The following is a 22,034-nucleotide window of genomic DNA, read 5'->3' as shown; positions in this document are numbered from 1 at the left end:
TGGCCCAGTAAACACTGATCAGCAGTAATCATCAGAATGCGTTTCATACCGCATGGTGATGTTAGCTGTGGAGATCAATTACTTTACCTATCAATGGGTTGCGAGCATGGCAGCAGGCGCCGTCAGGCATGCATCAACAGCGACATCAAGGCGCGAAACCCGGTCGCTGAGCAAAAAAATGGGGATGTGTGTTGGAATTTGGCGCGCATTGTCGCATATGTGTGACGACAGTTGTATGGCAGAGGACGACGGGTATTAAGAACTTTCGGCGCCGGGGCCCTATTAATGCCTTTGCAGGTAACGTTCGAGTTAGGGGGCTCTGGAGTCCATGACGGCAGGAAAATAAAAGGCGTCTCAAGGCCCTGTGGCTTTCCCTTTTTCTGACGCTCTGCGTATTCACCGACGACTTTAAGGGGGGGGCATGGCAGGGGCATTCCACAAAACCAAGCGGTCTGCACCCGTTTTAGTGCGCTCCACCACTTCCCCCCCCCCCAGGCGACGCCGCGACAGACGTGGGCCGTCTTCGTCTCTTTTTCAATCTCATCCAAGGGCGGTTCGGGCTTATTCAACGGCCGAGCTTGCGCTGGAGATCATCCAACTAAGCCCGGCCACCGCGCCGGGTTTTTTATTCGCGAACTTTGCGAGTTAGAACTGCGGCGGCGCCGGTGGTTTTACCCGGCTTTATTCCAACGGACCTTCGTAATACCCAGCTTGTCGGCAATTTTTAATATTGAGTCCCGAGACAGACCTATCGGTATCCAATATTCAGGGCCCTCACCAGCGTGTCTTGTGGCCATGCGAATCGCATCGCTTTCGCTGAACGCCGTTGCATTCGTATAGAAGTGCTCCGGCTTCCCATCGTGTAGATAATGAATTTTATAGGGTATTAAATTTTCCTTTAGAGCCTCTTGGCCGAAGCCATACCCAAAAGGGTCAATCCTGGAAACTGGAATTCAGAGAGGTCTGTCGGGTGGTGATACCGAGAGATAGGGTGATGGCCGAACTGCGGACGCTGCGTTATCTGATCCGGTAAGCGTTGGACTAGTTAGCCTTCCGATCGTTCGGTCTATCAATTTCATGCAGACTTTTGAGGCTTTAGCCGTCACTAAGGTCCTTTCTTTTTCGACCCCGCCACATCTTCCGCTCTGAGCAAGGAGTGATGCCTGAGCTGATTCAAAAACGCAAACTGTTATTGCCGTCGCAGCGGAGATACTTTAGATGCCCAAGAGGCTGGACAAACCGGGCAAGCAAGAAAATATAAAGCGCGTTGTCAGGTTTTTACTGAGGATTAATGTCTAGAGTTTTTAGTCTGATTCGCACACGATGGCGCTTAGGTAAGTTCAAGGATGTAGTACATGCGTAATACCTGGTTGCTCCTGTTTTCTTCGTCTATCGCCCTTGCTGGTTGTGGCGGGTTCCCCTCTGTTCCCTATGTCGATCCACCTCAGGCCGACAATACGGCTCGCGTTCGTGTGATCACCAATTCTAATGTGTTTGGCGATAGTGTGACGGGCAGCTGCGCCCCGGATACTCGCCACAAAATGGCTGAAGCTGGCCGCTTCTCAGAGGAAGGGCAGCCGAGCATTAACTACCCCCAGTACCCACTTAAGCCCGCCAGTCTTGGAATGCCGGGAAGGGTTTCACCCAAGCTTCAGCAGTACATCGGATCTGTTCGGATGGCCGAAGGCTTATACACCGAGATTGTGGCTGAGTACCGCGTTAAAACGGATGCACCCTTTCAGATCGCAACATTGGGTGCGTCCGCCGGCAGCTACGGCAGCACTTACGCTGTTTGCCCAGGCCAGGCGAAAGTATTCACTCTGGAGCCCGGGAAAGACTATGAGGCCCTGGTTGGACTCAGCAGCGCACCAAACGCGGATGGGAATGCGGTGCTTATGTGCATGTTTGGCGTAGTCGAGCTTACCTCTATCCCTAACCTGCCGTTTGCATTGCCAAAAAGGCTCGCAGGTACGGAGTCGCCGCAAACGCGTTGCAAGGATTAAGTAGCACGGCTCATATTTTTTACTGAGTTTTCATATCTGAGCCCAGCGCGACTGCTGGGCTTTTTCGTTGTTGGCTAAGAAGACATTTTGTTCAATCATGCCCCGCGGAGACCAGCGCATGGACTGTCTGCTGCGCCTGCTCGACAAGGCAATTGCCGATGCTGTGGACGCTGCAAAGGCTTCCGGTCTGCCCCAACGCTTGCTCCATGCCCATGCACAGACCCATCAGATGGTAGGGGATTCTCCATGACCAAAAGCAACCCGACTGGGAGTCAATCGAACGTGCCTACCGGGCCGGGATTTGCTCTGTAGAGCGCTTCGCAAGCTCCACTGCAGCGGTGATGGCCGCTCTGGCTTGAGGGCTATTCTTCCAGCAAGTCGAGCCTAATGCCGCGGATGCTTGAGCCAGGATGTCACTAACATTTGATTTGCGGAGTTCGGCGAGCGATTCGATACCCATTTGCTCAAGCCGAGTAATGACGGTTGGTCCTACGCCTTTGAGCGCGAGCAAAGCGGCTCTTTCCTCCGGTGAAAACGGCATCGTAAATTCCTTTTTGGGCGATGAGTCCGCGCAAGTGTGCCTGACGCTACAGGGTGCCTCAACAGGCCGGTGACCTTTGGACGATCATGCCGAACGGACAGGCGCCGCTGCTCAAGCGTTCGTTTGTTCACGGTGCCTGGGACTGCTGGCAGGTTCGTTCACTTAGACGGCCGCAGCGTGGCGACATGATCGTGATGCAGGTCGGGCACACGGTTCACCCTCATCATGCCGGGATTTACCTAGGCTCTCACCCAGCGCCACCCGGCGAAATTTCCATACCTTGAATTCGGATTAACTGAAGTGTCTATGCAGGTTGCCAATACCCGGCAAGCTTTGCGTCTGCCGGGCTTAAAGAGCGCTTAAGGCATCAACACTGAGTCCACAACATGGATTACGCCGTTGGACTGCATTACGTCTGCGATGCTGATACCAGCCTTACCGCCTTTGGCATCCACCACCCAAAGCTTGCCGTCATGCAGCTTGATATTGAGCGACTCACCTTGAACTGTTTTCAACACAACGGTGCCGCCGTTCTTTTTGGCTTCGGCCATCAGTTGTGCCGATGTGTGAGTGCCCGGCACGACGTGGTAGGTCAGAATTTTAGTTAGGTCGGCTTTGTGCTCAGGCTTGACCAGAGTATCGACGGTGCCCGCTGGCAGCTTTGCAAAGGCTTCGTTTGTGGGGGCGAACACGGTGAACGGACCTTTGCTATTGAGCGTATCAACCAGGCCGGCAGCTTTGACAGCGGCTACCAGTGTCGTGTGGTCCTTCGAGTTGACCGCGTTCTCAACGATGGTTTTGGTCGGGTACATAGCTGCACCTCCGACCATTACGGGGTCGGCACCAAAGCTGAACGTTGCAGTTACGGAGAGAATCGCGAAGCAGGCTGTTGCAGCAAGTTTTTTGAAAAAAGCGTGCATGATGTATCTCCTTGGCTCTTATGCCCTCCGGGTGAGGGTATTGAATCTACGAGCCAACGATCAAAGTGGATGCACCTCCTCATAAAATAACTTTTTAAGCGCAGTGCCTGCCTGTTCAAACCTGTCGGTTACTTTCACTGGAATGCCACCCACGCTGGATGCCTGGACAGGACGGTATGTTAGGGGTTCGACTCTGTTGTGAGGGATCACGCAATGAAGCGCAAGTTGCCATCCCTATTACTGGCAGACGCTGGAATGATCGTCTGCTCCGGTGTTTGGCTTGGAGCAGCGTGGGGGAAAAGATAAAGGTCACTCCAATTGCGATATGCGCTAGGTATTTTCGGTACCCAAAGGACATGCTTACGCCTGTCGAAATAGCTGGCGATTGATGCGTGTCAAATGCTTCTGCGGCACTGGGTACCTTCATAGTTCATAGCGTGAATTGTGCGATCACTTCGTCCGATGACATTACGTCGGCGTATTCATCATTGAGTATTGCTAGGGTCAGTTCATGAACGGTTGTCGCGTCCCAAGACTTTCCATTCGCCCCAACAACGGGCACGGCGGTCGTTGCATCTGACGGTAAGATGATGCTGTATCCGAGCGCTTTCCCCGCACGGACGGTGGCGTCCATGCTGTTGTGAATAACAACGCCCGTCAGCACCAACCGTTTTACTTGCATCTGTGTGAGAGTGGCATCCAATTCGGTGCCAATAAAGGCGCAGTTTTCCTGTTTGATGATGACGGCTTCTCCCTGTATCGGGGCGACCTCTTTCTTGATGCCATTCCACGGGCCGTCGACGAAATAGCTGGATGTAGGAGTGCGCTCATCGTGCTTCACATGAATAACTGGCCAGCCGTTTGATCGCCAGTGGCCTAGAAGGCGCTGGATCACTGCCAAGTATTCAGGATTACTTTTTCCATCCCAGTTTGGTCTATCAATCGCATCTTGAACGTCCAGGATAACAAGCGGGATCGAGCCTGGTAGAGCTGTCATTTGAACCTACTCCTTCAAGTGAAAAGCGCGGACTTAGTGTGCTGGACCTGGCCTCCACCAGCAACGCATTACAGGAAAGATGTTCTGAGCGCACTAGGCTTTACTGCGCGCGCTCAAGAAGCCCCGCGCTCTAGTCATTGTCATGATGCCAATTGGCTCAATTCCGCTTTTGAAACTCGCCGTGATAGCCTTTCTGGATGATTTGGAGGGATCCATGAGAAAAATTACCGTCGCGCTTTTGCTGATTGTTTTTGGATGTGGAATAGCCGGTTCTGGATGGAGCGCATATCAGGGCCGTGACAATGTGGCTAAAGCGTCATCATTAGTCGCCTCGCACCTACTTGCTTTTGACGCTGAGCCGGCATTAGACCTGTCTAGCTTCTTGGCGCGCGGTGAAGATGCCGAGAAGGCGCTAACAGCGGATTTGCTGGAGATGCAATCTGCCGATTGGTCGGGTGCCGAGACGAAAAAAGACGCGGCAATCGAGTTCACATCTCGCGCCATAAGCGTCATACGCACATACACGCGCTTTCGGATGTCCAACTTACAAGTGGGGTTGACTAAGCGACGTCTGTTAGCAGAAGAGGGCGCTTTAGCTCAAGAAACTGACCCGAGTCTCAGAGACCTGGCCTCTCATCGGCTGCAATCCTATAAAGACAAGTATGTGGAAGAACTGCGTGATTTCAACCATTTGACGACTGCCATTGGTATGCACTGCGAGATGCTGTTAATTGCCAATGATGGGATCAAGGTGGTGTTCGGTGAGAGCATGGGGCTTGATGTTCCGACTCAGGAGTTCATGAAACAGCTTCTGTAGCCCTGCCTTCATACCCGTTGAATCAATACGCTCTGCGGGTTAGAGAAGTGGCAGTAGTGGTACCGTCTATACAGCACCCTTGAGCCTGCCTAATGAATCGTCCAAGTCCACCTCACCACGTCGCCGCACCACCCGCCGCACCACGCACTGAAAATCCCGCCGCCCACCCATCTATTTGGCAGGGTGGTCCGGACTTACCGATCATTGGCAGCACGGGTTCGGCCATTTTGGGCTTTTGCGCTGCGGTGATTATGTTATTGCCTGCCTTCGGGCTGGCGATCTTGCTCGTTATCTGGCTCGGTGCGATGCAGGATGTGCCGTCCAGCGATGAGTCGAGTTTTACAACGTCGTCGCTCATCCTGTTCCTGCTCGGCTCTGTCGTGGTTATGGGATTGGTCTTCGCGTGGATTTTCTCTGAGCCTAGGGTGCAGGCCTTTACGTTCGACGAAAACCAGCAACTGCTTACCCTCACTCTCATCCGTCGCGCACGTAAACCCACCCAAGTGCGCGTGCTGTTTAGCGACATTATTTACATCTGCCCCTACGTAGTCGCTTCGTATGACCGCGATGGTCATTTCAGCGTTGTGTATCGGGGGCCGAAGGACAAGGTGTTCGAATACCAATTTGCTGAGGGTACTTCCCTGAAAGAGATGGAGTTTCATGCTGCCTGGCTGCGAGGAATAATTGGCGAGCGGATGCACGAACTACTGAATCTGGACAAATGAACGACTCATACGGTCCATAAGTGAGAGGCAGTTTCAGTTGCCCAAATCAGGAGTAAATAAGTGTTCTCAGGAAAAAGCGCAGCGTTGTGGGGGCTTCTATCCGCTGCCACTGCAGTCGAGGCAGCTACAGCAACTCACCCGATACGCGAAGAAAAGGTCGCCGTCAGCTTCATCGCTGCACTTGAGATATGCGACGAGCGAAATCCCGAGCGTGGCTTGACCCTAGAAGGACTGGTCAGTGATCCCACCTTCAGCGAAGAGAGAAAGTCCGAGTTCCGGAGGGTCAACGCTGATCCTTCATACAAAGCGGCAGTCTCGGAAATGAAGTCCTTTCTGCTCCAACCTCCACTTGCGGATGTCCTGCGTGATATTTGTGAAAACCTGAGGAAGACGAGTCCGGACGGCTATCGGTAATCAGTGCGTACGCAGTTGGTAGCTAAAAGGTCCGCACACGATGCCTGTATTTTTTCGCCATTCGTCTAATGCTTGGCACTTGCCAGGATCTGCCGCCTCACATCTTTAAGCGCGGATATCCCGAGCGTAAGAACGGAGAGCCAGCATGGACATCAATGAGAACGCCCCCGGCAATCTTTCACAGCAGGCCGTAACACGTGGCACAGACAACGAGACAGGTCACGACCCGAGAAATGATGAGGACAATATCCCTCTGCCGCCGGACGATGATGCACCTCTAGAAGAGGACATGTCCGATGTCGATGCTGCCGATTCGGTCGCCAGCGAACATCCCGACAACTGAATATGTGTAGAGAAAGGAACCCGGCCATGTGCCGGGTTTTCTATGTCGCTTCTATCATGCTGCAGGCACATGGGGCGCATAGAGCGGTTTCTCCAACGTCTCCGGCATCGCCACCCACAACAGCACCAACGCAGCGCCCGCCACGCCCGCCAGGGTTAAGAAGGCCGCGTTGTAGCCCGCCTGTTGCACCACGAACCCCGCCAGGCTGTTGCTCAGTGCCGCGCCCAAGCCAAACACGGTGGACAGCGCACCCAGGCTGACATTGAAACGCCCGGTACCCTGGGTCAGGTCTTTGACGATCACCGGGAACAGCGCGCCGAAGATCCCTGCGCCGATGCCGTCGAGCATTTGCACAGCCACCAGCCAATAGGGATCGCTGGACACCGTGTAGAGCACGCCACGCAGCGGCAGAATCATGAAACCGAATATCAGCAGCGGCTTGCGTCCCCACACGTCAGCCTTGACCCCTACCAGCCAGGCCATCGGTACCATCACCAATTGCGCGGCGACGATACAGGCCGAGGTCAGCGGGGTGGCCATCTGCAGGTTGATCTGGGACAGCTTCTGGCTGACCAACGGCAGCATGGCGGCGTTGGCCAGGTGGAACAAGGCGCAGCAAATGGCAAACAGCAGCAGCGGACGGTTGGCCAGTAATACCTTCAGGCCCGACGGCTGTTCATGATCGGTGGCGTGGGCAGGGTCGAAGCCGCGGGCCACTTCATGGTCGATGGCCTTGGCTGACACGCAACTGACCGCGACCACACTGGCCACCGCCATAAACGCCATTAGGTAGAACACCACCACCGGTCCGAACAGGTAGGCCAATCCACCGGCGAGCAGCGCGGCCACGGCGTTGCCGGCGTGATTGAAGGTTTCATTGCGCCCGGTGCGGCGGGTAAATGCCCGCGGGCCGGTGATCCCCAGGGAAATAGCGGAAATCGCCGGGGCGAACACGGACGCGGCGACGGCGCTGGCAGCTTGGGTCAACGCCACTAGGCTGAAGGAGCTGACGAAGGGCAGCACCAGGCAGCTGGCGGTCACCAGGATGGCGGCAAGCGCAACCACGGCGCGTTTGCTGCGCGTGCGGTCGATCAGTGCGCCCGCCGGGCCCTGGGTGAGCAGCGCGGCGATGCCCGCCAGGGTCATGACCACGCCGATGCTGGCCGGGTCCCACTTGTGCACGGCCAGCAGGTAGATGGCCAGGTACGGGCCGAGGCCGTCGCGCACATCCGCCAGAAAGAAGTTCAGGCTGTCCAGGGACAAGGCATTTCGCAGGTCGGAGTGATTGGCCACGATGACGGCTTCGCAGAGGGGGCGTTCAACGGCTGAACACTCATTGCGTTAATGACCTGCGCGGTGAGCGTTAAGTTTCCGCAGTTGCCTGGAGTTTCAATACGCCGGCATGTGGCTTATCTTCGGTGCCCCGCCGTAAGACTTATCTGGAGACGCAATGGACATGCCCTCAGCCCAACAGGCAATTGCCAGCAACAAGGACGCCTGGGACCAATCTGCCGGCCTGCATAAAACCACCGACACCTGGAGCGCATTGCTGACCGGTGTTGGTAACGCCGATTTTTCCTGCCTGGACCCAACCATTACAGGGGTTCTGCAGGACCTGGGTGTCGCCGGCAAGGACGTGGTGCAACTGGGCTGCAACAACGGTCGAGAAAGCCTGTCGCTGTTCGCCCTCGGCGCACGCTCGGTGGTGGGGGTGGACCAGTCCGCCGCGTTTCTCCGGCAAGCGCGTGAGCTTGCCGATGTGTCGCCTCATGCTCCTGAATTTATCGAAAGCGATATCCACCAGTTGCCGCAGCGGTTACACGAGCGCTTTGATATCGCCCTGGTCACCATCGGCGTGCTCGGCTGGATGCCGGATGTGGCGTTGTTCATGCGCCATGTCGCCAGCACGCTGAAGCCCGGCGGTTCGCTGGTGATGTACGAAACCCATCCGTTCCTGGAAGTGTTCGACCCCAGGGCGCAGAACCCGCTGCTACCTGCCAGCTCGTACTTTCAGCGCGAACCCTTTGTGCTGCAGGAGTCGATTGTCTATGAAGGTCAGGGTGAGGTAGTCGGACCGACTTCCTATTGGTACGTGCACACGTTGGGCGATGTGGTGAGCGCCGCGATTTGCGCAGACCTGCAGATCAGTCACTTGCAGGAATACGCGCATTCCAATCGTGAAGAACTCTACGATCAGTACGAGCACCAAGCGGCGCAATTGCCGCTGTGCTTTACCTTGACCGCCACTAAAAGGCCTGCCTGATACGGTTTGTCCACGCAAAAAAAAGCCCGCTAAAGAGGCGGGCCAAGGGATTCACTGGAGTAGGTAGGCTTTACCCTATCGCGCCGAAAGTGAAGGCTGTGTGAAAAGCATGTCGCAGGTTCGGACGGCGCATTGATCAAGCGCGCCGCACGAAACTGCGCATGGTCTGACCGGGGCCGGTGCTGAAGACGGTGGGCCTGGGCATCCCTTCATCGGCCGCGATAAATACAAATTCGTCGCCATCAAGGCGGTAGCTGGCAGGCAACGGCTTGCCGGCGTCATCGCCCATGGAATCGACCCACGTAATGCTTTTTGGTGTAGTGCTGCTGTCCAGGGAGAATCGGCCGGCCAGCAACAGGTCGCCCTGCACGGTTTTCACTTCGAAGCGGTCGCCTGAAATGGTGGTTATGGCACCGGGCGCAGTGTGAGCGTCTACCGGGTTCAGGACACCGCTGTCCTCAAGTGACGTTTGCTCCCAGGCGCCCTGAAGGGCCTGATGATCCGGATCTAAAGTGGGCGACATAACCATTCCTTGTAGTTGTGCAGGTGCGAACCCTGCCTAAGTAGACAGCTTTTCACAATTCTTAGTTAACTTTTCGTTACAGAATATGGCTAAATAACTGCCAATGGCCATGTAACCGCTTGTCATCAAGCCGCTCATGTTGCCTGTCTGTGAATTGTGATTTCAGGTGCTGCTATTCATCCTCGGCCGTCGTGGGCACGCAGGAGCAGCCTGTTCTCTACTGACGTGTGACGAAATCCCTTGAAGCTCATCATTGTTGTTCTCTATGTCGCCTCCATTGCGTATGTACACCTGCGTGGCCGGGTGCGACACAAACTGGGTCGCCAGCTCAGTGACCATTCAACCTTCCTGGCACCCATCAACTGTTTTCTATACCTGTTCTCCAAACTCCCCGGTCGACCGTTTCTCTCGCCCAGCGACTTCCCTGATCTAAGCCCGTTGCAGGAGCATTGGGAAGAGATTCGCCAGGAAGGCCAAAACCTCATGAGGGCAGGGGCAATCAAGCGCTCTGACCAGTACAACGACGTGGGCTTCAACTCGTTTTTCAAGTCGGGCTGGAAGCGTTTCTACCTCAAGTGGTACGGCGACAGCCATCCTTCCGCAATGAAGCTCTGCCCGCGCACCACCGAGCTGGTGCAGAGCATCGGCTCGATCAAGGCCGCGATGTTCGCCGAGCTGCCGCCGGGTTCCAAACTGGTACGCCATCGCGATCCCTACGCCGGCTCTTACCGTTATCACTTGGGCCTGGATACCCCGAATGATCCTGGCTGCTACATCAATGTGGACGGTGAGAGCTACTACTGGCGTGACGGTGAACCGGTGATGTTCGACGAGACCTATATTCACTACGCCGAAAACACCACGCAGCAGAACCGCATCATCCTGTTCTGCGATGTCGAGCGACCGATGAAATACCGCTGGGCTGCGGCGTTCAACCGCTGGTTCAGCCGCACAGTGATGGCGGCGGCGGGTTCGCCCAACGACGCTGGCGACAAGACCGGCGGACTGAACCGCGCGTTTACGCGGCTGTACAAGATCCGCCTGCGCGGCAAAGAGCTGAAGAAACGCAACCGCACCCGTTACTACCTGGAAAAATGGGCGATTTTCGCGGCCTTGGCGCTGATCTTCGTGCTCATCTAACGCTCGGCCGGGGCGTCCTCACTGCGGTGGCTGGGCGCCCAGTTTGTCCCACATTTTCTTGCTGATCTTCTGCCGATGGGCATAACCCGCCCACGGATCCTCCTTCAGTCCCTGTAAGCGTTGGTGCAGATTGGCCACCGTCCACTGCTGCGCGCCACGCAACCCCTGCAATTCCTTACGACTGACCGGCACCGACACCGGCAGCCCTGGCCGAGCCCGTACCGAGTAGGCGGCCACGGTGCTCGCGCCCCGTGCATTGCGCAGGTAATCGATAAAGATCTTGCCCACACGGTTTTTCGGCCCGGAGGTGGCGGTAAAGCGTTCCGGCAGTTGCGCGGTCATAAACTGGGCAATGGCTTTGGCGAAGGCTTTTACCGGCTCCCAACCGTCCCGTCGCGCCAGCGGCACTACCAGGTGCAGGCCTTTGCCGCCGCTGGTTTTGACGAACGCAGCGAGGCCCAGTTCGTCCAGTACCGACAAGGTGAGTTGTGCCGCTTCCAGCATGCTTTTCCAGGGCAACGCGGGATCCGGGTCGAGGTCGAGCACAAACAGGTCAGGGGTTTCGATCTTGTCTGAGGTGGCGCCCCAGGTATGAAATTCGACGGTGCCCATTTGCACAGCGCCGACTAGTGCCTGGACGCTGTCGATCTCCATCAGCCGCGCGTGGCCTGGGTCCAGCGCGGCGTCCAATTGCTTGATATGGGGAATCGCCAGGCGTTCCGAGTGCTTCTGAAAGAACTGCTCGCCCTCGATGCCTTCCGGAGCCCTGAGCAAGGACACCGGGCGATGGCGCAGAAAGGGCAGGACCCACTCGCTGATACTTTCGTAGAACTGCGCCAATTGCTGCTTTTGCGTGCCGCTTAGTGGATCGATCACTCGCTCAGGGTGGGTGATCTTCAACACGGTCCTGGCTTGCGGGGCTTTCTTGGATTCAGCCACCTGCGGCTGTTCGTGCACGATCTGCGCGGCCGGTTTATCGCTGCGCAGGCCCATAAAAGTGGCGTGGCGCACCACACCGTCACGGGTCCACTGGGCAAACTGTACTTCCCCCACCAGCGTCGGCTCCACCCACTGCACGCCTCGCGCCTGGGCACTGGTCAGAGGTTTGTGCAAAGGCGAGCTTTTGCGCGCCCGCGCTTTGAGCTGCGTGTAGATAGCCTCCAACGACGCTTGATCAAAACCGGTGCCGACGCGACCGGCGTACCTCAGCCCGCTGTCGTCATTCACCGCCAGCAGCAATGCGCCAAAACCGCTGCGCGAACCCTGGGGACGGGTATGTCCGACAATCACAAACTCCTGGCGCAAACGGCATTTGAGCTTGATCCAGTCAGTACTGCGAGCGGACGTGTAGGGGCTGCCCATGCGTTTGCCGATCACGCCTTCCAGGGCCAGGTTGCAGGCGCTCTGTAAAATGTCCTGATGATGGGCGGTGAAGGCTTCAGAAAACCGCAGTAACTTACTTTTGCTTCCAGACAGCGCCGCCTTGAGCATGGCCCGGCGATCCTCTACGGGGGCCTGGCGCTGATCTGCGCCATCCAGAAACGGCGCATCGAACAGGTAATAGACGAGGTCCAGGCTACGGCCGCTGTCAAAGGCATTTTGCAGGGCCTGGAAGTCCGGTAAACCTTCAGGGTTGAGGCTGACCACTTCGCCATCCAGCCAACTGTCCTTGAGCTTGAGGGCGTGCAGGGCCTTGACCTGCCGCGGCAGGCGCTCGGTCCAGTCATGGCCGTTACGGGTAAACAGGCGGACTTCGCCCTCGCGAATCCGCGCCAGCATGCGGTAGCCATCAAACTTGATTTCATACTGCCAGTCCCCGTCGGGCGCGCGGTCTACCAGGGTTGCCAGTTGCGGTGTGAATTGCTCGGGCAGTGCAGCGGCTGCTTTCTTGGCTTTCGGCTGGTTCTTGGTGGGGGCGATGGAGGCATCACTGAGCACGCTTTTAGGCTCAGCCTGCACGATGTCGTAGTCGGCGGCAGGGCGCGCCTGTTGGTCGTGCTCTTTGATCAGCAGCCACTGTTCCTTGTCACCGCTGCCTTTCAAGCGAGTGCGCACCAGCGCCCAATCGCCCGAGAGTTTTTCACCTACCAGCGTGAATTTGAGTTTGCCGGCAGCGTAAGCCTTGTGTGGGTCGTCATGGGGTTGCCAGACCCCACGGTCCCAGACAATCACATCACCGGCGCCGTATTGACCGGCCGGGATGCTGCCTTCGAAACTGCCGTAGCCCAGCGGGTGGTCTTCCACGTGAACCGCCAAGCGCTTCTGGCTGGGGTCGAGGCTTGGGCCCTTGGGCACGGCCCAGCTTTTGAGCACGCCATCGAGTTCCAGGCGAAAGTCATAGTGCAGGTTGCGTGCGTCGTGCTTCTGGATCACGAACGACAGTGCTGACGTCTTTCGTTTGCCCGTGGTCGCCTTGCCGGAAGGTTCTGCGGTGATCTCGAAATCGCGCTTGCGATTGTATTCACTCAGCGGCTTTGCCATGGCGTTCTCCCTGTAATACCAGGCTCAAGAGGCCTTTTTCTTGGCGGTTTTTTTCGCCGCAGGCTTACCCGCCAGGCTGCGCTTGAGCAGTTCGGTCAGGTCGAGCACATCGGCCGACTTGCGCTCTTCGCTGCCTTCCTTGGATTCCACATCTTCAATCTTGCCGGCCTTGGCCTTCTTCGCCACCAGCGCCATGATTTTTTCCTGAAAGCTGTCGCGGTAGGCATCCGGTTGCCAGTCGGCGCTCATGTCCTCCACCAAGCGCTTGGCCATGTCCAGTTCACCTTTGGCCAGGGAGGGTTTGGTTACGTCGCTGCCCAGTTCCAATTCATCCAGGCTGCGCACCTCGGCGGGCCAGCGCAGCATCACCAGCACCAGTGCGGACTCCAGGGGCATCAATGCCGCCAGGTGCTGCTTGGTGTGCAGCACCACATTGGCCAGGGCGACCTTGCGGGTTTTCTTGAGGGTTTCCCGCAGCAGCGCGTAGACCTTGCCGCCGCGTTTGTCCGGCGCCAGGAAGTAGGGCGTGTCGATGTTCTGCAAGGGGATCTGGTCGCTGGCGACAAAGGCGATGATTTCGATGGTCTGAGTAGACTTGGGGTGGGCCGAGCGAATCTCCTCTTCGCTGAGCACCACATAGCGTCCCTTCTCAAACGCTACGCCTTTGACGATGTGCTCCTTGGTCACTTCCTTGCCAGTGGTTTTGTTGATGCGCTTGTAGCCCACCGGGTCCATGCTGCGCTTGTCCAACCAGTCGAAATCCACGCCCTGTGCGGACGTGGCGGAGACCAGTGATACAGGGATATGAACCAAACCGAAGCTGATGGCGCCTTTCCAGATGGCCCGTGGCATAAGTGCGATTCCTTGAGAAGAGACTGTGTTCGGGTGACTCGCGGGCGGTTAAAAAAGTTTCCCTGGATGGATGCGCGGACAGATCGTGTTACACCTGATGAGGAAGTATTTAGTTACCAAAGCCGAACCCCAGGCGTAGCGTGGTATCGAAAGCAGGTACTCCTCGTCCCAGAGAGGCTTTGTCATGATCACCCGCGTGCGTCATCTTGCAGTGCTGGCGCTGAGCCTGGCACTTGCAGCCACCGCTCAAGCGCAGAACCTGCCTGGCGGCAACAACACCAACAATGGCCCCATTCACCGGGCCAACCCCAACAGCATGCAGGGCACGCAGCCCAATGCGCCGGCGATTCGCGGTATCCAGACCGTGCCGGCCACGCGCCCGCCGACCCTGGAAAACGGCGGCATCGGCAACCGTTACCCCCAGCGTGAGGCCGCGCCCAGCCGCCCGGCCACCGACACTAAAGCCCCCACGTTTGATGCCAACGGCAATCGCCGGTAAGGACTCGTCTTATGTTTATACGCAAAACCCTGTTAGCCGTTATGTGCGCGACGACCCTGACGACGGTCTACGCCGCCGATTCGCAGCAGTTCCCCAGTGAACAAGGCAGCCTCACTGTCACCTCGATCGTCAAAGGCCTGGACCACCCATGGGCCGTGGCGTTTCTGCCGGACCAGCAAGGTTTCCTGGTTACCGAACGCCCTGGCCACCTGCGCGTTGTCAGCCCGGATGGCAAGCTCTCGGCTCCGCTGAGCGGCGTGCCTGAGGTGTGGGCCAAGGGGCAGGGCGGTTTACTCGATGTGGTTCTGTCGCCCGATTTCAAAGAGGACCGCACGGTCTATTTGTCATACGCCGAAGGCGGCGGCAAAGGCGGCACGGCCGGCACTGTGGTGGGACGTGGACGTTTGGCGGCGGACCTCAGCGGCCTGATCGATTTCAAAGTCATCCTGCGCCAGGAGCCGAAGCTCTCCACCGGCAATCACTTTGGCTCGCGCCTGGCCTTCGACCAGGATGGGTACCTGTTCGTGACCCTGGGCGAAAACAACGACCGACCCACTGCCCAGGACCTGGACAAGCTGCAAGGCAAGGTCGTACGGATCTACCCCGACGGCCGCGTGCCGGATGACAACCCCTTTGTTGGTCAGCCGGGCGTACGCCCCGAAATCTGGTCCTACGGCCAACGCAACCCACAGGGACTGGCACTGAACCCCTGGAGCGGCACGATCTGGGAAAACGAGCACGGCCCCCGTGGTGGTGACGAGATCAACATCGTCGAACGTGGCAAAAACTATGGCTGGCCCCTGGCGACGCACGGCATCAACTACTCCCTGACGCCGATTCCGGAGGCCAAAGGCAAGACGGCGGAAGGTACCGTGGCGCCCCATCATGTGTGGGAAAAGTCACCGGGCATCAGCGGCATGGCGTTCTACGACAGTGACCGGTTCAAGGCGTGGCAGCACAACGTGTTCATCGGCGCGCTGGCCAGCCAGGAGCTGATTCGGTTGCAGTTCGAGGGCGACAAGGTCATCCACGAGGAGCGTTTGCTGGGAGGTTTGAAGGCGCGTATTCGCGATGTGCGGCAGGGCCCGGATGGCTTTTTGTATGTGCTGACGGATGAGGATGATGGTGCGTTGTATCGGGTCGGCCTTAATCAGGACTGAGGCGCTCAGCGTAGGGAGGGGGCTTGCCCCCTCTCACATTTGAACCGCACCAGGTTTTACAGGCCGAGATCGGACAACCCCGGATGCTCATCCGGGCGTCGGCCCAGCGGCCAATGGAACAGCCGCTCGCTTTCCATGATCGGCCTGTCGTTGATACAGGCAAAACGGTTGGCCATCAGGCCGTTTTCGTCGAACTCCCAATTCTCGTTGCCGTAAGAGCGGAACCAGTTGCCGGAGTCGTCATGCCATTCATAGGCATACCGCACGGCAATGCGGTTGTCGGTGAAGGCCCACAATTCCTTGATCAGCCGATAATCCAGCTCCTTGGCCCATTTGCGCGTGAGAAAGCCTTTGGCTTCTTCGCGGCCATGGACGAATTCAGCGCGGTTACGCCACTGGGTGTCCAGGGTGTAAGCCAGGGACACACGTTGTGGGTCGCGGGAGTTCCAACCGTCTTCGGCCAGGCGGACTTTTTCAATCGCTGATTCGCGGGTGAATGGCGGCAGCGGCGGGCGTGTTTCTGGGGTGGATGACATTTCAACGCTCCTGTTTAGACAAAGTGGCTCGGCCAGTGCATTCAAAGCCCTAATAACGTTCGCGCCATGCATTGCGCGTTATCAGCAGCGGTTGTATCGCCCATGACCAGGGCAACGGTAATGGCGCCATCGATCAGGATCAGCAGGTGTGCTGCCTGCCGTTCGGGGTCGCAGGTGCCATGGGCTTGGCACAGTTCAAGTGCGTACTCGAACAGTTTCTGTTTATGCGCTTTGGCCAGCAGGCGCACCGGGCTGTGCGGATCGCCGGTTTCACCGCTGGTGTTGATGAAGGCACAGCCGCGAAAATCCGCCGAGCCGAACCACGTCCTGAGCGCGTCAAACAGCGCGAGCAGGCGTTCGCCGCTGCCGTCGACGCGTTCCACTTCGCCGCGCAGCCAGTGCATCCAGCGTTCATCGCGGCGTTGCAGGGCCGCGATCACCAACTCGTCTTTATTGGCGAAGTAGCGGTAAATACTCTTGCGCGAGACGCCAGCGGTTTTCACCAGAAAGTCCATGCCGGTGGCGGCGATGCCGTGGCGATAGATCAACTTCTCGGTGACGTCGAGGATAATGTCGCGGGTTTCATTGCCAGTAATGTCGTTCATATCGTACACAGTAGAACGATCGTTCTTCATGGTCAATGGGCTTTTTCCTACGAGGCAACGAGACCTGAGCAACCCCATGGTGTAAGCTCGGGGCCTCTTCGGATTCGACCCATTGCGAGCCCTATGCCGTCGTTCTTCAAACGCTCCCTGTTGCCCAAACTGCGTGGTTTCCCCCTCACTCCCGACGCGCTCGATGTGCTGTCCGGTGCGGATGCGTACCGCCGCTGCCTGCTGGAAAAAATCTCCCAGGCCACCCGGCGTATCTACATCGTGGCGCTGTACTTGCAGCAGGACGAGGCAGGGCAGGAGATCTACGACGCCTTGCACGCCGCCAAGGCTGCACGGCCGGAGCTGGACATCGTGGTGGTGGTCGACTGGTTGCGCGCCCAACGCGGGTTGATTGGTGCGGGCAAACAGCCCGGCAACAGCGCCTGGTACCAGGCCATGACACAGAGCCATGCCAGCGAAGTGCCGGTGTACGGCGTTCCGGTACAAACCCGCGAGCTGTTTGGCGTGTTGCACCTCAAGGGCTTTGTGATCGATGACAGCGTGCTGTACAGCGGCGCCAGTCTGAACAACGTGTACCTGCACAAGTTCGACAAATACCGGTTTGACCGTTATCACCTGATCCACAGCAAGCCCCTGGCCGATTCGATGCAGCACCTGGTGGAACACGGCCTGGTAGCGTCCAAAGCGGTGCACCGCCTCGACCTGCCCAACCCGCCCACCACCCGCAGCCTGCGCAACGACATCGGCGACCTGCGCAGCCGCCTCAAGCACGCGACCTACGACACCACAGCCGGGCAGTTGCCCAATGGCCACCTGTCAGTCAGCCCGTTGCTCGGCGTCGGCAAGAACAACCCGCTGAGCCGGGTGATCCTGGAGCTGATCGCCAGCGCCCAGCAGCAACTGACCATTTGCACGCCGTACTTCAACCTGCCATTGGCGGTCACGCGCGAGATCAACCGTGCCCTGGCGCGTGGCGTGAAGATCGACATCATCGTCGGTGACAAGACCGCCAACGACTTCTACATCCCACCCAGCGAGCCTTTCAAGGTCATCGCGGCACTGCCATACCTGTACGAAATCAGCCTGCGTCGCTTTGCCAAACGCCACCAGCCGATGATCGACAGCGGCCAGTTGAACCTGCACCTATGGCGCGATGGCGACAACACCTACCACCTCAAAGGCATGTGGATCGACCAGCGTTACACCTTGCTCACCGGCAACAACCTAAACCCTCGGGCGTTCCGTCTCGACTTGGAAAACGCCTTGTTGATCGACGATCCCCAGGGGCAATGGTTGGAACCGCGGCGGACCGAGCTTGAGCAGATTTTCCAGCACACCACCCGCATCGACGGGTACGCGCAGTTGCAGACACTGGTGGATTACCCCCCGGCGGTCGGCAAGTTTCTGCGTCGGGTGAGCCGCGTGCGGATCGAGCGACTGCTTTACCGGATCCTGTAATCCGCCGCAATGCAACGCGTAAGGCGGCAAGACTCGGCTTACATTCAGCGCGTTTCAGCTTTCCTTAGATTGCCTCTCCAGACGAAGCCGTATTCCACGGCCTAGCGCAGAGAGGATTGAATATGTTGACGCCACTGTCGAGCACCGGCTCGCCCTTTCAATATGCTGTGCAGGCTCCCGTAGTCGGCGAGGACAGTGCCAAGCCCACGGTCCAGCAGCCGCGCCTATGGGCCGCCCCGGCAAACGTCGCCAACCTTGCCCAGGCGCCGCGCCTGAGTCCTGAACTGGTGGAACGGGACGCGCTGGCCGAGCGCCTTGAAGCCGGGCTTGAAGACCTGCCGGACGGCGCACGCACCGACTGGTCCGCCGAGGCCTGGGACGTTCCACTCACATCTTCACTGCTCGCGCGCAGCCAAGCGGCGATGGAGCGTTTGCAGGCATTTGTGTCTCGTCCGCAAATGCTCGCCCTGCTGCAGCGCGAGCGGTTCGATTGGGACGGTAAGCCCTTTCGAGTATCTGAAGGCCGCCTTGAACGCTTGAGCCCGGTGGGGGGCTGGGTGAATCTGACCCATTACGTCAACGACGTAGACACGTTGCGTGATGAGCTTGCGGCGTTGACCCCACTGACCGAACCACTGGGGAATGCCGTGTACTCGACGCCACGGGTTGACGCTCGCCAGCTCCTCGAATTGAAGGGGCTGGGGTCGCCACGCACCGTGGCCGAGACACGCAATGTCATCCGCTGGTTACGGCTGTCGCTGCCGCCGGCGCCCGCAGTGGGTGACTACACCGGGCCATATTCCCCCGACACGTTGAGCGAGGCTGATAAGGCCACACTGACTAAAGTCGCGCGGATCAACCTGGACGACGTCAAACCTGGCCACATCGGTGGTTATTCGATCTATCAGCCGGCGAATATGGGCCGTTCGTTGAGCGAGGTGCGGCGCGATATCGAGCAGTACTTGCAGCAACATAAAAAGCTGACGCCCGACCTGGCGGCGCTGGTCACCCCGGTATACCTGGCGCAAGCGGCGCCGGAAATGCTGGTCAAGGAAGTGCCGGACACGTTGCGTATCGGCACTCTGGCCTGGATGGAGCTACGCCTGGGCTGCACGCTGGCCGATCATGCTGCGCCGGGCACGTCACGGATGATGAGTGAACACCAGGTCCGTGCACTGACGACCCTGGTGCCCACCAGTGAGGCGCAAGCAGAATTGATGCAACTCAATGCGCTGAAAATCCTCGCTGACTGGGGCGTGTTGAACGGCGCCGTCAGGCTGCGCAGTGACGGCGAGTATTCGCAACACGACCTCCAGGAGGCGTCGCGGGCACTGTTCAAACAGCAAGAAGAGACGGCCGAGGCCTTCGCCAGCGCCAGCGTGGAACTGCCGACGCGCAAGGCGCTGGCCATCCGGGAGTTGCTGCGAGTATTCCCCGACAGCACGGCGTCTGAGCTTGAGCGCATGAGCCTGGAACTGGCCAACGGCAAAGATCGCCGCAACGCGCCGGTCACCGAACCGCGCAGCCGTTCGCTGTTGGAAACCTACATGACCGGCGACCTCACACCGGGAAAGTGGGTGCTCAGCAAGCATTTGCTAGCACCGCCGACGTCTGCGCAAACGCCCTATCAGCCAGACCGCGCGCCGCAGGTGGCGGAGGGCGCCCTGGAGTTACTGGATCGACGCATTCGTCATCTGCCCGAGCTTGAACCGTTACTCAAAAGCACCGTCAACCGTCACCTCAAACAGCTCCAGGGCGCCTATGCCACGAAGCTCAAGTTGATGTTTGCCCAGTTACCCCTTGCCGAGCGCACGTTGATCGAGCTGGGCAAGGTCGAATTGTTCACCCTGCGTGGCGAAACTGGCGTCGTTCAGGTCGAGGAGACCCAGGCCCGCAAAGATGCGCAGCGCGGTCGCCACGCAACCCTGATGCGTGTGGAGCATGACCAGACGGTGGCCTATTACGAGGTCTTCGCCAGCGGCGAGCTGATCAAGCGTACAGACCTGCCCGACGCCATCGAGCTACACGGCGTGATTCGCAAGCAGCGCATCAGCGCGCCCCATGGTTCGGTGTATGTGCCGATAGTCCGTGGCACACAGATGCCCTTCGATCTTGCTGCCTACACGACCGGCTCTGCGCCACGGCCGGAGGCGATGGCGTCGTCGGTTATCGTTGAACCGCTGGGAGGAGCGATTGCGCCAGGCGAGTTGCCTGCCAACCACACGCTGCAAAGCTTCGTGCCCAACACTTACGGCTCGCGCAAGATCGCGGCCATTGCCGGCAGAATCGCTCAGGACAATTTCTATGAGCCCGCCGAGGCTCTCTTGCAACGCGCGCGCGAGCCGTTACCACTTGAAAAACGCCGGGAAGCCCGGGCCCGCGAGCACGAGTTTCTATTGGGGTTTGTGCCGTTCCTCGGTGCGTACCAGGCGTTCAAGCGTGGCGATATCGCCCAGGGCCTGGGCAATTTGACCGTGGATATGATCGGCGTGGCCATCGGCGCCGGCGGTCAGGCGAGTGGCCTGCTGCGTTCGGCCAAGGCCTTGCTGCCCAACCCGGTGCAGCGACTTGCCACGCGGTTCAGACCCGCGGCCGCTACGGCGAATACGGCTAAAGTCGCGGCCAGTTTCAGCGAGCGCGCGTTTGACTTCATCAAACACTCCGGCCTGTTTGCCAATGCCGCGTTAAACCCGCTGGATGGTTATCCGCAGATGATCCATGCCGCGACGAAGGGCCTGGTAAAACTGCCGGTGCTGCTGGCGGGGGGAGCGACGAAATGGGGCAAGACGGCGCCGCATCTGCTCACGGCTGAAGAAAAATTGCGTACGTACATGATGGTTGCGGGGGGGCAGGCGAGCAGCGCCGAACCGGTGATGCCCCGCGCCGGAGCGCGGGACGTCGCGTCAGGTCTTGATCAGTTCAAGCCCAGCTTGCCGCGTAGCGTCGACAGATCTTCAGCCAGCGTGTTCACCGGGCCTACCAACGCCTTGCGGTCGTTGTCCTTGACCTTATCGTAGGTCTCGAAACCGCCGTCCTTGGTCTTGTACTTGGCCAGGACCTTGTCCACGGTGGCGAAGTTCTTGTCGACCTTGGCCAGGAAGGCCTTGTCCTGTTTGTCGATCTGGCCACGGAACAGGTCGACGATTTTCTTCGCACCGTCGATGTTGCCCTGGAAGTCATACAGGTCGGTGTGGCTGTAGCGGTCCTCTTCGCCGGAGATCTTGGTTGCGGCGACCTCTTCCAGAAGGGCTGCGGCGCCGCCCACGACTTTTTCCGGCGGGAAGGTCAGGCCGTCGACCCGGGTCTTGAGGTCGTTGACGTCGGTGTTGAGCTTGGCCGTCAACGCTTCCAGGCCCTTGGTTGAGTTCTGCGAGAACAGCGCGTATTCGATGCGGTGGAAGCCGGTGAAGTCTTCGGCTGTCACGCCTTTTTCGTGGTCGTCGACACGGGAGTCGATGGACGCATCCAGATCGCTGAACAGCTCGGCGATCGGCTCGATGGACTCATAATGCACGCGGGTCGGCGCATAGAGCTTCTTGGCGGTAGCCAGGTCGCCCTGGTTGATGGCGTCGGTAAACGCCTTGGTTTGGGTGACCAACTCACCGATTTCTTCGGTGACGTAGATCTTGTAGTCCGACACCGGCCCTACCAGATCCAGCGGCGCCGTGGTGGCGGCGAAGGCGGCCAGGGGTGAGAGGGTCACTAACAACGACAACGCGAGGGTCGACTTCTTCATAGGGCGGTTTCC

23 protein-coding genes and 1 pseudogene are annotated in these 22,034 nt (G+C 58.5%); 13 read left to right on the top strand and 11 right to left on the bottom strand.

Features of this window, described 5'->3' with window-relative positions:
• Positions 1–671: 671 nt before the first annotated feature.
• Entirely contained in the window at positions 672–875 is a 204-nt protein-coding gene (locus tag CKW32_RS28835) for a hypothetical protein (protein ID WP_371854000.1), read from the bottom strand.
• 480 nt (positions 876–1,355) lie between these two features.
• Here CKW32_RS28835 and CKW32_RS11035 point away from each other — a divergent pair, with 480 nt between their 5' ends.
• A complete protein-coding gene (locus tag CKW32_RS11035) occupies positions 1,356–2,003 on the top strand; it encodes a hypothetical protein (RefSeq protein ID WP_095184900.1) in 648 nt (215 codons plus the stop codon).
• Positions 2,004–2,121: 118 nt separating this feature from the next.
• Complete coding sequence (locus CKW32_RS28540; protein WP_256583473.1) at positions 2,122–2,253, top strand: hypothetical protein; 132 nt, start codon at positions 2,122–2,124, stop codon at positions 2,251–2,253.
• A 36-nt stretch (positions 2,254–2,289) separates the two neighbouring features.
• Here the strand turns inward: CKW32_RS28540 and CKW32_RS28535 are convergent, their stop codons facing one another.
• On the bottom strand, positions 2,290–2,544 hold the full coding sequence (locus CKW32_RS28535; RefSeq protein ID WP_032891253.1) for a Pathogenicity locus: 255 nt from the start codon (positions 2,542–2,544) through the stop codon (positions 2,290–2,292).
• A 68-nt stretch (positions 2,545–2,612) separates the two neighbouring features.
• Here CKW32_RS28535 and CKW32_RS28530 point away from each other — a divergent pair.
• A pseudogene (locus CKW32_RS28530) lies at positions 2,613–2,813 on the top strand (phage tail protein); the annotation flags it as partial.
• A 90-nt stretch (positions 2,814–2,903) separates the two neighbouring features.
• Here CKW32_RS28530 and CKW32_RS11020 read toward each other — a convergent pair.
• Together CKW32_RS11020 and CKW32_RS11015 are read right to left on the bottom strand one after the other, a co-directional pair.
• A complete protein-coding gene (locus CKW32_RS11020) occupies positions 2,904–3,464 on the bottom strand; it encodes a fasciclin domain-containing protein (protein ID WP_095184899.1) in 561 nt (186 codons plus the stop codon).
• Positions 3,465–3,894: 430 nt separating this feature from the next.
• Positions 3,895–4,461 carry an isochorismatase family protein gene (locus CKW32_RS11015; RefSeq protein WP_095184898.1) on the bottom strand — a complete coding sequence of 189 codons (567 nt, stop codon included), beginning with the start codon at positions 4,459–4,461 and terminating at the stop codon, positions 3,895–3,897.
• A gap of 214 nt (positions 4,462–4,675) precedes the next feature.
• Here CKW32_RS11015 and CKW32_RS11010 point away from each other — a divergent pair, with 214 nt between their 5' ends.
• The 4 genes from CKW32_RS11010 to CKW32_RS10995 all read left to right on the top strand — a co-directional run bounded on the left by CKW32_RS11010 (position 4,676) and on the right by CKW32_RS10995 (position 6,760).
• The gene (locus tag CKW32_RS11010; protein ID WP_143499365.1) at positions 4,676–5,278 is read left to right on the top strand and encodes a hypothetical protein; all 603 of its coding nucleotides are present in this window, start codon (positions 4,676–4,678) and stop codon (positions 5,276–5,278) included.
• 92 nt (positions 5,279–5,370) lie between these two features.
• Positions 5,371–6,003, top strand: coding sequence for a hypothetical protein (locus CKW32_RS11005; protein WP_177434267.1), 633 nt, complete (start codon positions 5,371–5,373; stop codon positions 6,001–6,003).
• A 60-nt stretch (positions 6,004–6,063) separates the two neighbouring features.
• A complete protein-coding gene (locus CKW32_RS11000) occupies positions 6,064–6,417 on the top strand; it encodes a hypothetical protein (RefSeq protein WP_032891258.1) in 354 nt (117 codons plus the stop codon).
• Positions 6,418–6,562: 145 nt separating this feature from the next.
• Positions 6,563–6,760, top strand: a complete 198-nt coding sequence (locus CKW32_RS10995) for a hypothetical protein (protein WP_095184895.1) — start codon at positions 6,563–6,565, stop codon at positions 6,758–6,760.
• A 54-nt stretch (positions 6,761–6,814) separates the two neighbouring features.
• On the opposite strand, the gene CKW32_RS10990 is transcribed toward CKW32_RS10995, so the two are convergent.
• Complete coding sequence (locus CKW32_RS10990) at positions 6,815–8,053, bottom strand: MFS transporter (protein WP_095184894.1); 1,239 nt, start codon at positions 8,051–8,053, stop codon at positions 6,815–6,817.
• Between the two features lie 157 nt (positions 8,054–8,210).
• On the opposite strand from CKW32_RS10990, the gene CKW32_RS10985 reads away from it, so the two are divergent.
• Entirely contained in the window at positions 8,211–9,023 is an 813-nt protein-coding gene (locus CKW32_RS10985) for a bifunctional 2-polyprenyl-6-hydroxyphenol methylase/3-demethylubiquinol 3-O-methyltransferase UbiG (RefSeq protein ID WP_032891262.1), read from the top strand.
• A gap of 136 nt (positions 9,024–9,159) precedes the next feature.
• Here CKW32_RS10985 and CKW32_RS10980 read toward each other — a convergent pair whose 3' ends face one another.
• Positions 9,160–9,546: a TIGR03067 domain-containing protein gene (locus CKW32_RS10980; RefSeq protein ID WP_095184893.1), complete on the bottom strand. Its 387-nt coding sequence runs from the start codon at positions 9,544–9,546 to the stop codon at positions 9,160–9,162.
• Positions 9,547–9,786: 240 nt separating this feature from the next.
• On the opposite strand from CKW32_RS10980, the gene lpxO reads away from it, so the two are divergent.
• Positions 9,787–10,686: a lipid A hydroxylase LpxO gene (gene lpxO, locus CKW32_RS10975; RefSeq protein WP_032891264.1), complete on the top strand. Its 900-nt coding sequence runs from the start codon at positions 9,787–9,789 to the stop codon at positions 10,684–10,686.
• An 18-nt stretch (positions 10,687–10,704) separates the two neighbouring features.
• Here the strand turns inward: lpxO and ligD are convergent, their stop codons facing one another.
• Both ligD and CKW32_RS10965 read right to left on the bottom strand, forming a co-directional pair.
• On the bottom strand, positions 10,705–13,167 hold the full coding sequence (ligD, locus tag CKW32_RS10970) for a DNA ligase D (RefSeq protein WP_095184892.1): 2,463 nt from the start codon (positions 13,165–13,167) through the stop codon (positions 10,705–10,707).
• A gap of 24 nt (positions 13,168–13,191) precedes the next feature.
• A complete protein-coding gene (locus CKW32_RS10965) occupies positions 13,192–14,019 on the bottom strand; it encodes a Ku protein (protein WP_032891268.1) in 828 nt (275 codons plus the stop codon).
• 184 nt (positions 14,020–14,203) lie between these two features.
• Here CKW32_RS10965 and CKW32_RS10960 point away from each other — a divergent pair, with 184 nt between their 5' ends.
• Together CKW32_RS10960 and CKW32_RS10955 are read left to right on the top strand one after the other, a co-directional pair.
• Positions 14,204–14,518, top strand: a complete 315-nt coding sequence (locus tag CKW32_RS10960; RefSeq protein ID WP_032891269.1) for a hypothetical protein — start codon at positions 14,204–14,206, stop codon at positions 14,516–14,518.
• 11 nt (positions 14,519–14,529) lie between these two features.
• Complete coding sequence (locus tag CKW32_RS10955) at positions 14,530–15,678, top strand: PQQ-dependent sugar dehydrogenase (RefSeq protein ID WP_032891272.1); 1,149 nt, start codon at positions 14,530–14,532, stop codon at positions 15,676–15,678.
• Positions 15,679–15,734: 56 nt separating this feature from the next.
• Here CKW32_RS10955 and CKW32_RS10950 read toward each other — a convergent pair whose 3' ends face one another.
• Both CKW32_RS10950 and CKW32_RS10945 read right to left on the bottom strand, forming a co-directional pair.
• Positions 15,735–16,214 carry a nuclear transport factor 2 family protein gene (locus CKW32_RS10950; RefSeq protein ID WP_095184891.1) on the bottom strand — a complete coding sequence of 160 codons (480 nt, stop codon included), beginning with the start codon at positions 16,212–16,214 and terminating at the stop codon, positions 15,735–15,737.
• A gap of 41 nt (positions 16,215–16,255) precedes the next feature.
• Positions 16,256–16,819 (bottom strand): TetR/AcrR family transcriptional regulator, encoded by a 564-nt coding sequence (locus CKW32_RS10945; RefSeq protein WP_095185029.1) that lies wholly within the window; start codon positions 16,817–16,819, stop codon positions 16,256–16,258.
• 123 nt (positions 16,820–16,942) lie between these two features.
• On the opposite strand from CKW32_RS10945, the gene pssA reads away from it, so the two are divergent.
• Positions 16,943–18,286 carry a CDP-diacylglycerol--serine O-phosphatidyltransferase gene (gene pssA, locus CKW32_RS10940; protein WP_032891275.1) on the top strand — a complete coding sequence of 448 codons (1,344 nt, stop codon included), beginning with the start codon at positions 16,943–16,945 and terminating at the stop codon, positions 18,284–18,286.
• A 122-nt stretch (positions 18,287–18,408) separates the two neighbouring features.
• Positions 18,409–21,303 (top strand): hypothetical protein, encoded by a 2,895-nt coding sequence (locus CKW32_RS28075; protein WP_143499362.1) that lies wholly within the window; start codon positions 18,409–18,411, stop codon positions 21,301–21,303.
• Here the strand turns inward: CKW32_RS28075 and efeO are convergent.
• A complete protein-coding gene (gene efeO / locus CKW32_RS10925; RefSeq protein ID WP_095184888.1) occupies positions 21,201–22,022 on the bottom strand; it encodes an iron uptake system protein EfeO in 822 nt (273 codons plus the stop codon). The two genes, CKW32_RS28075 and efeO, sit on opposite strands and share 103 nt — an antisense overlap.
• Between the last annotated feature and the right edge of the window lie 12 nt (positions 22,023–22,034).

Source organism: Pseudomonas sp. Irchel 3H9, from assembly GCF_900187495.1.
Classification (GTDB): Bacteria; Pseudomonadota; Gammaproteobacteria; order Pseudomonadales; family Pseudomonadaceae; genus Aquipseudomonas; species Aquipseudomonas sivasensis.
This window is presented reverse-complemented; position numbering and strand designations above follow the sequence as displayed.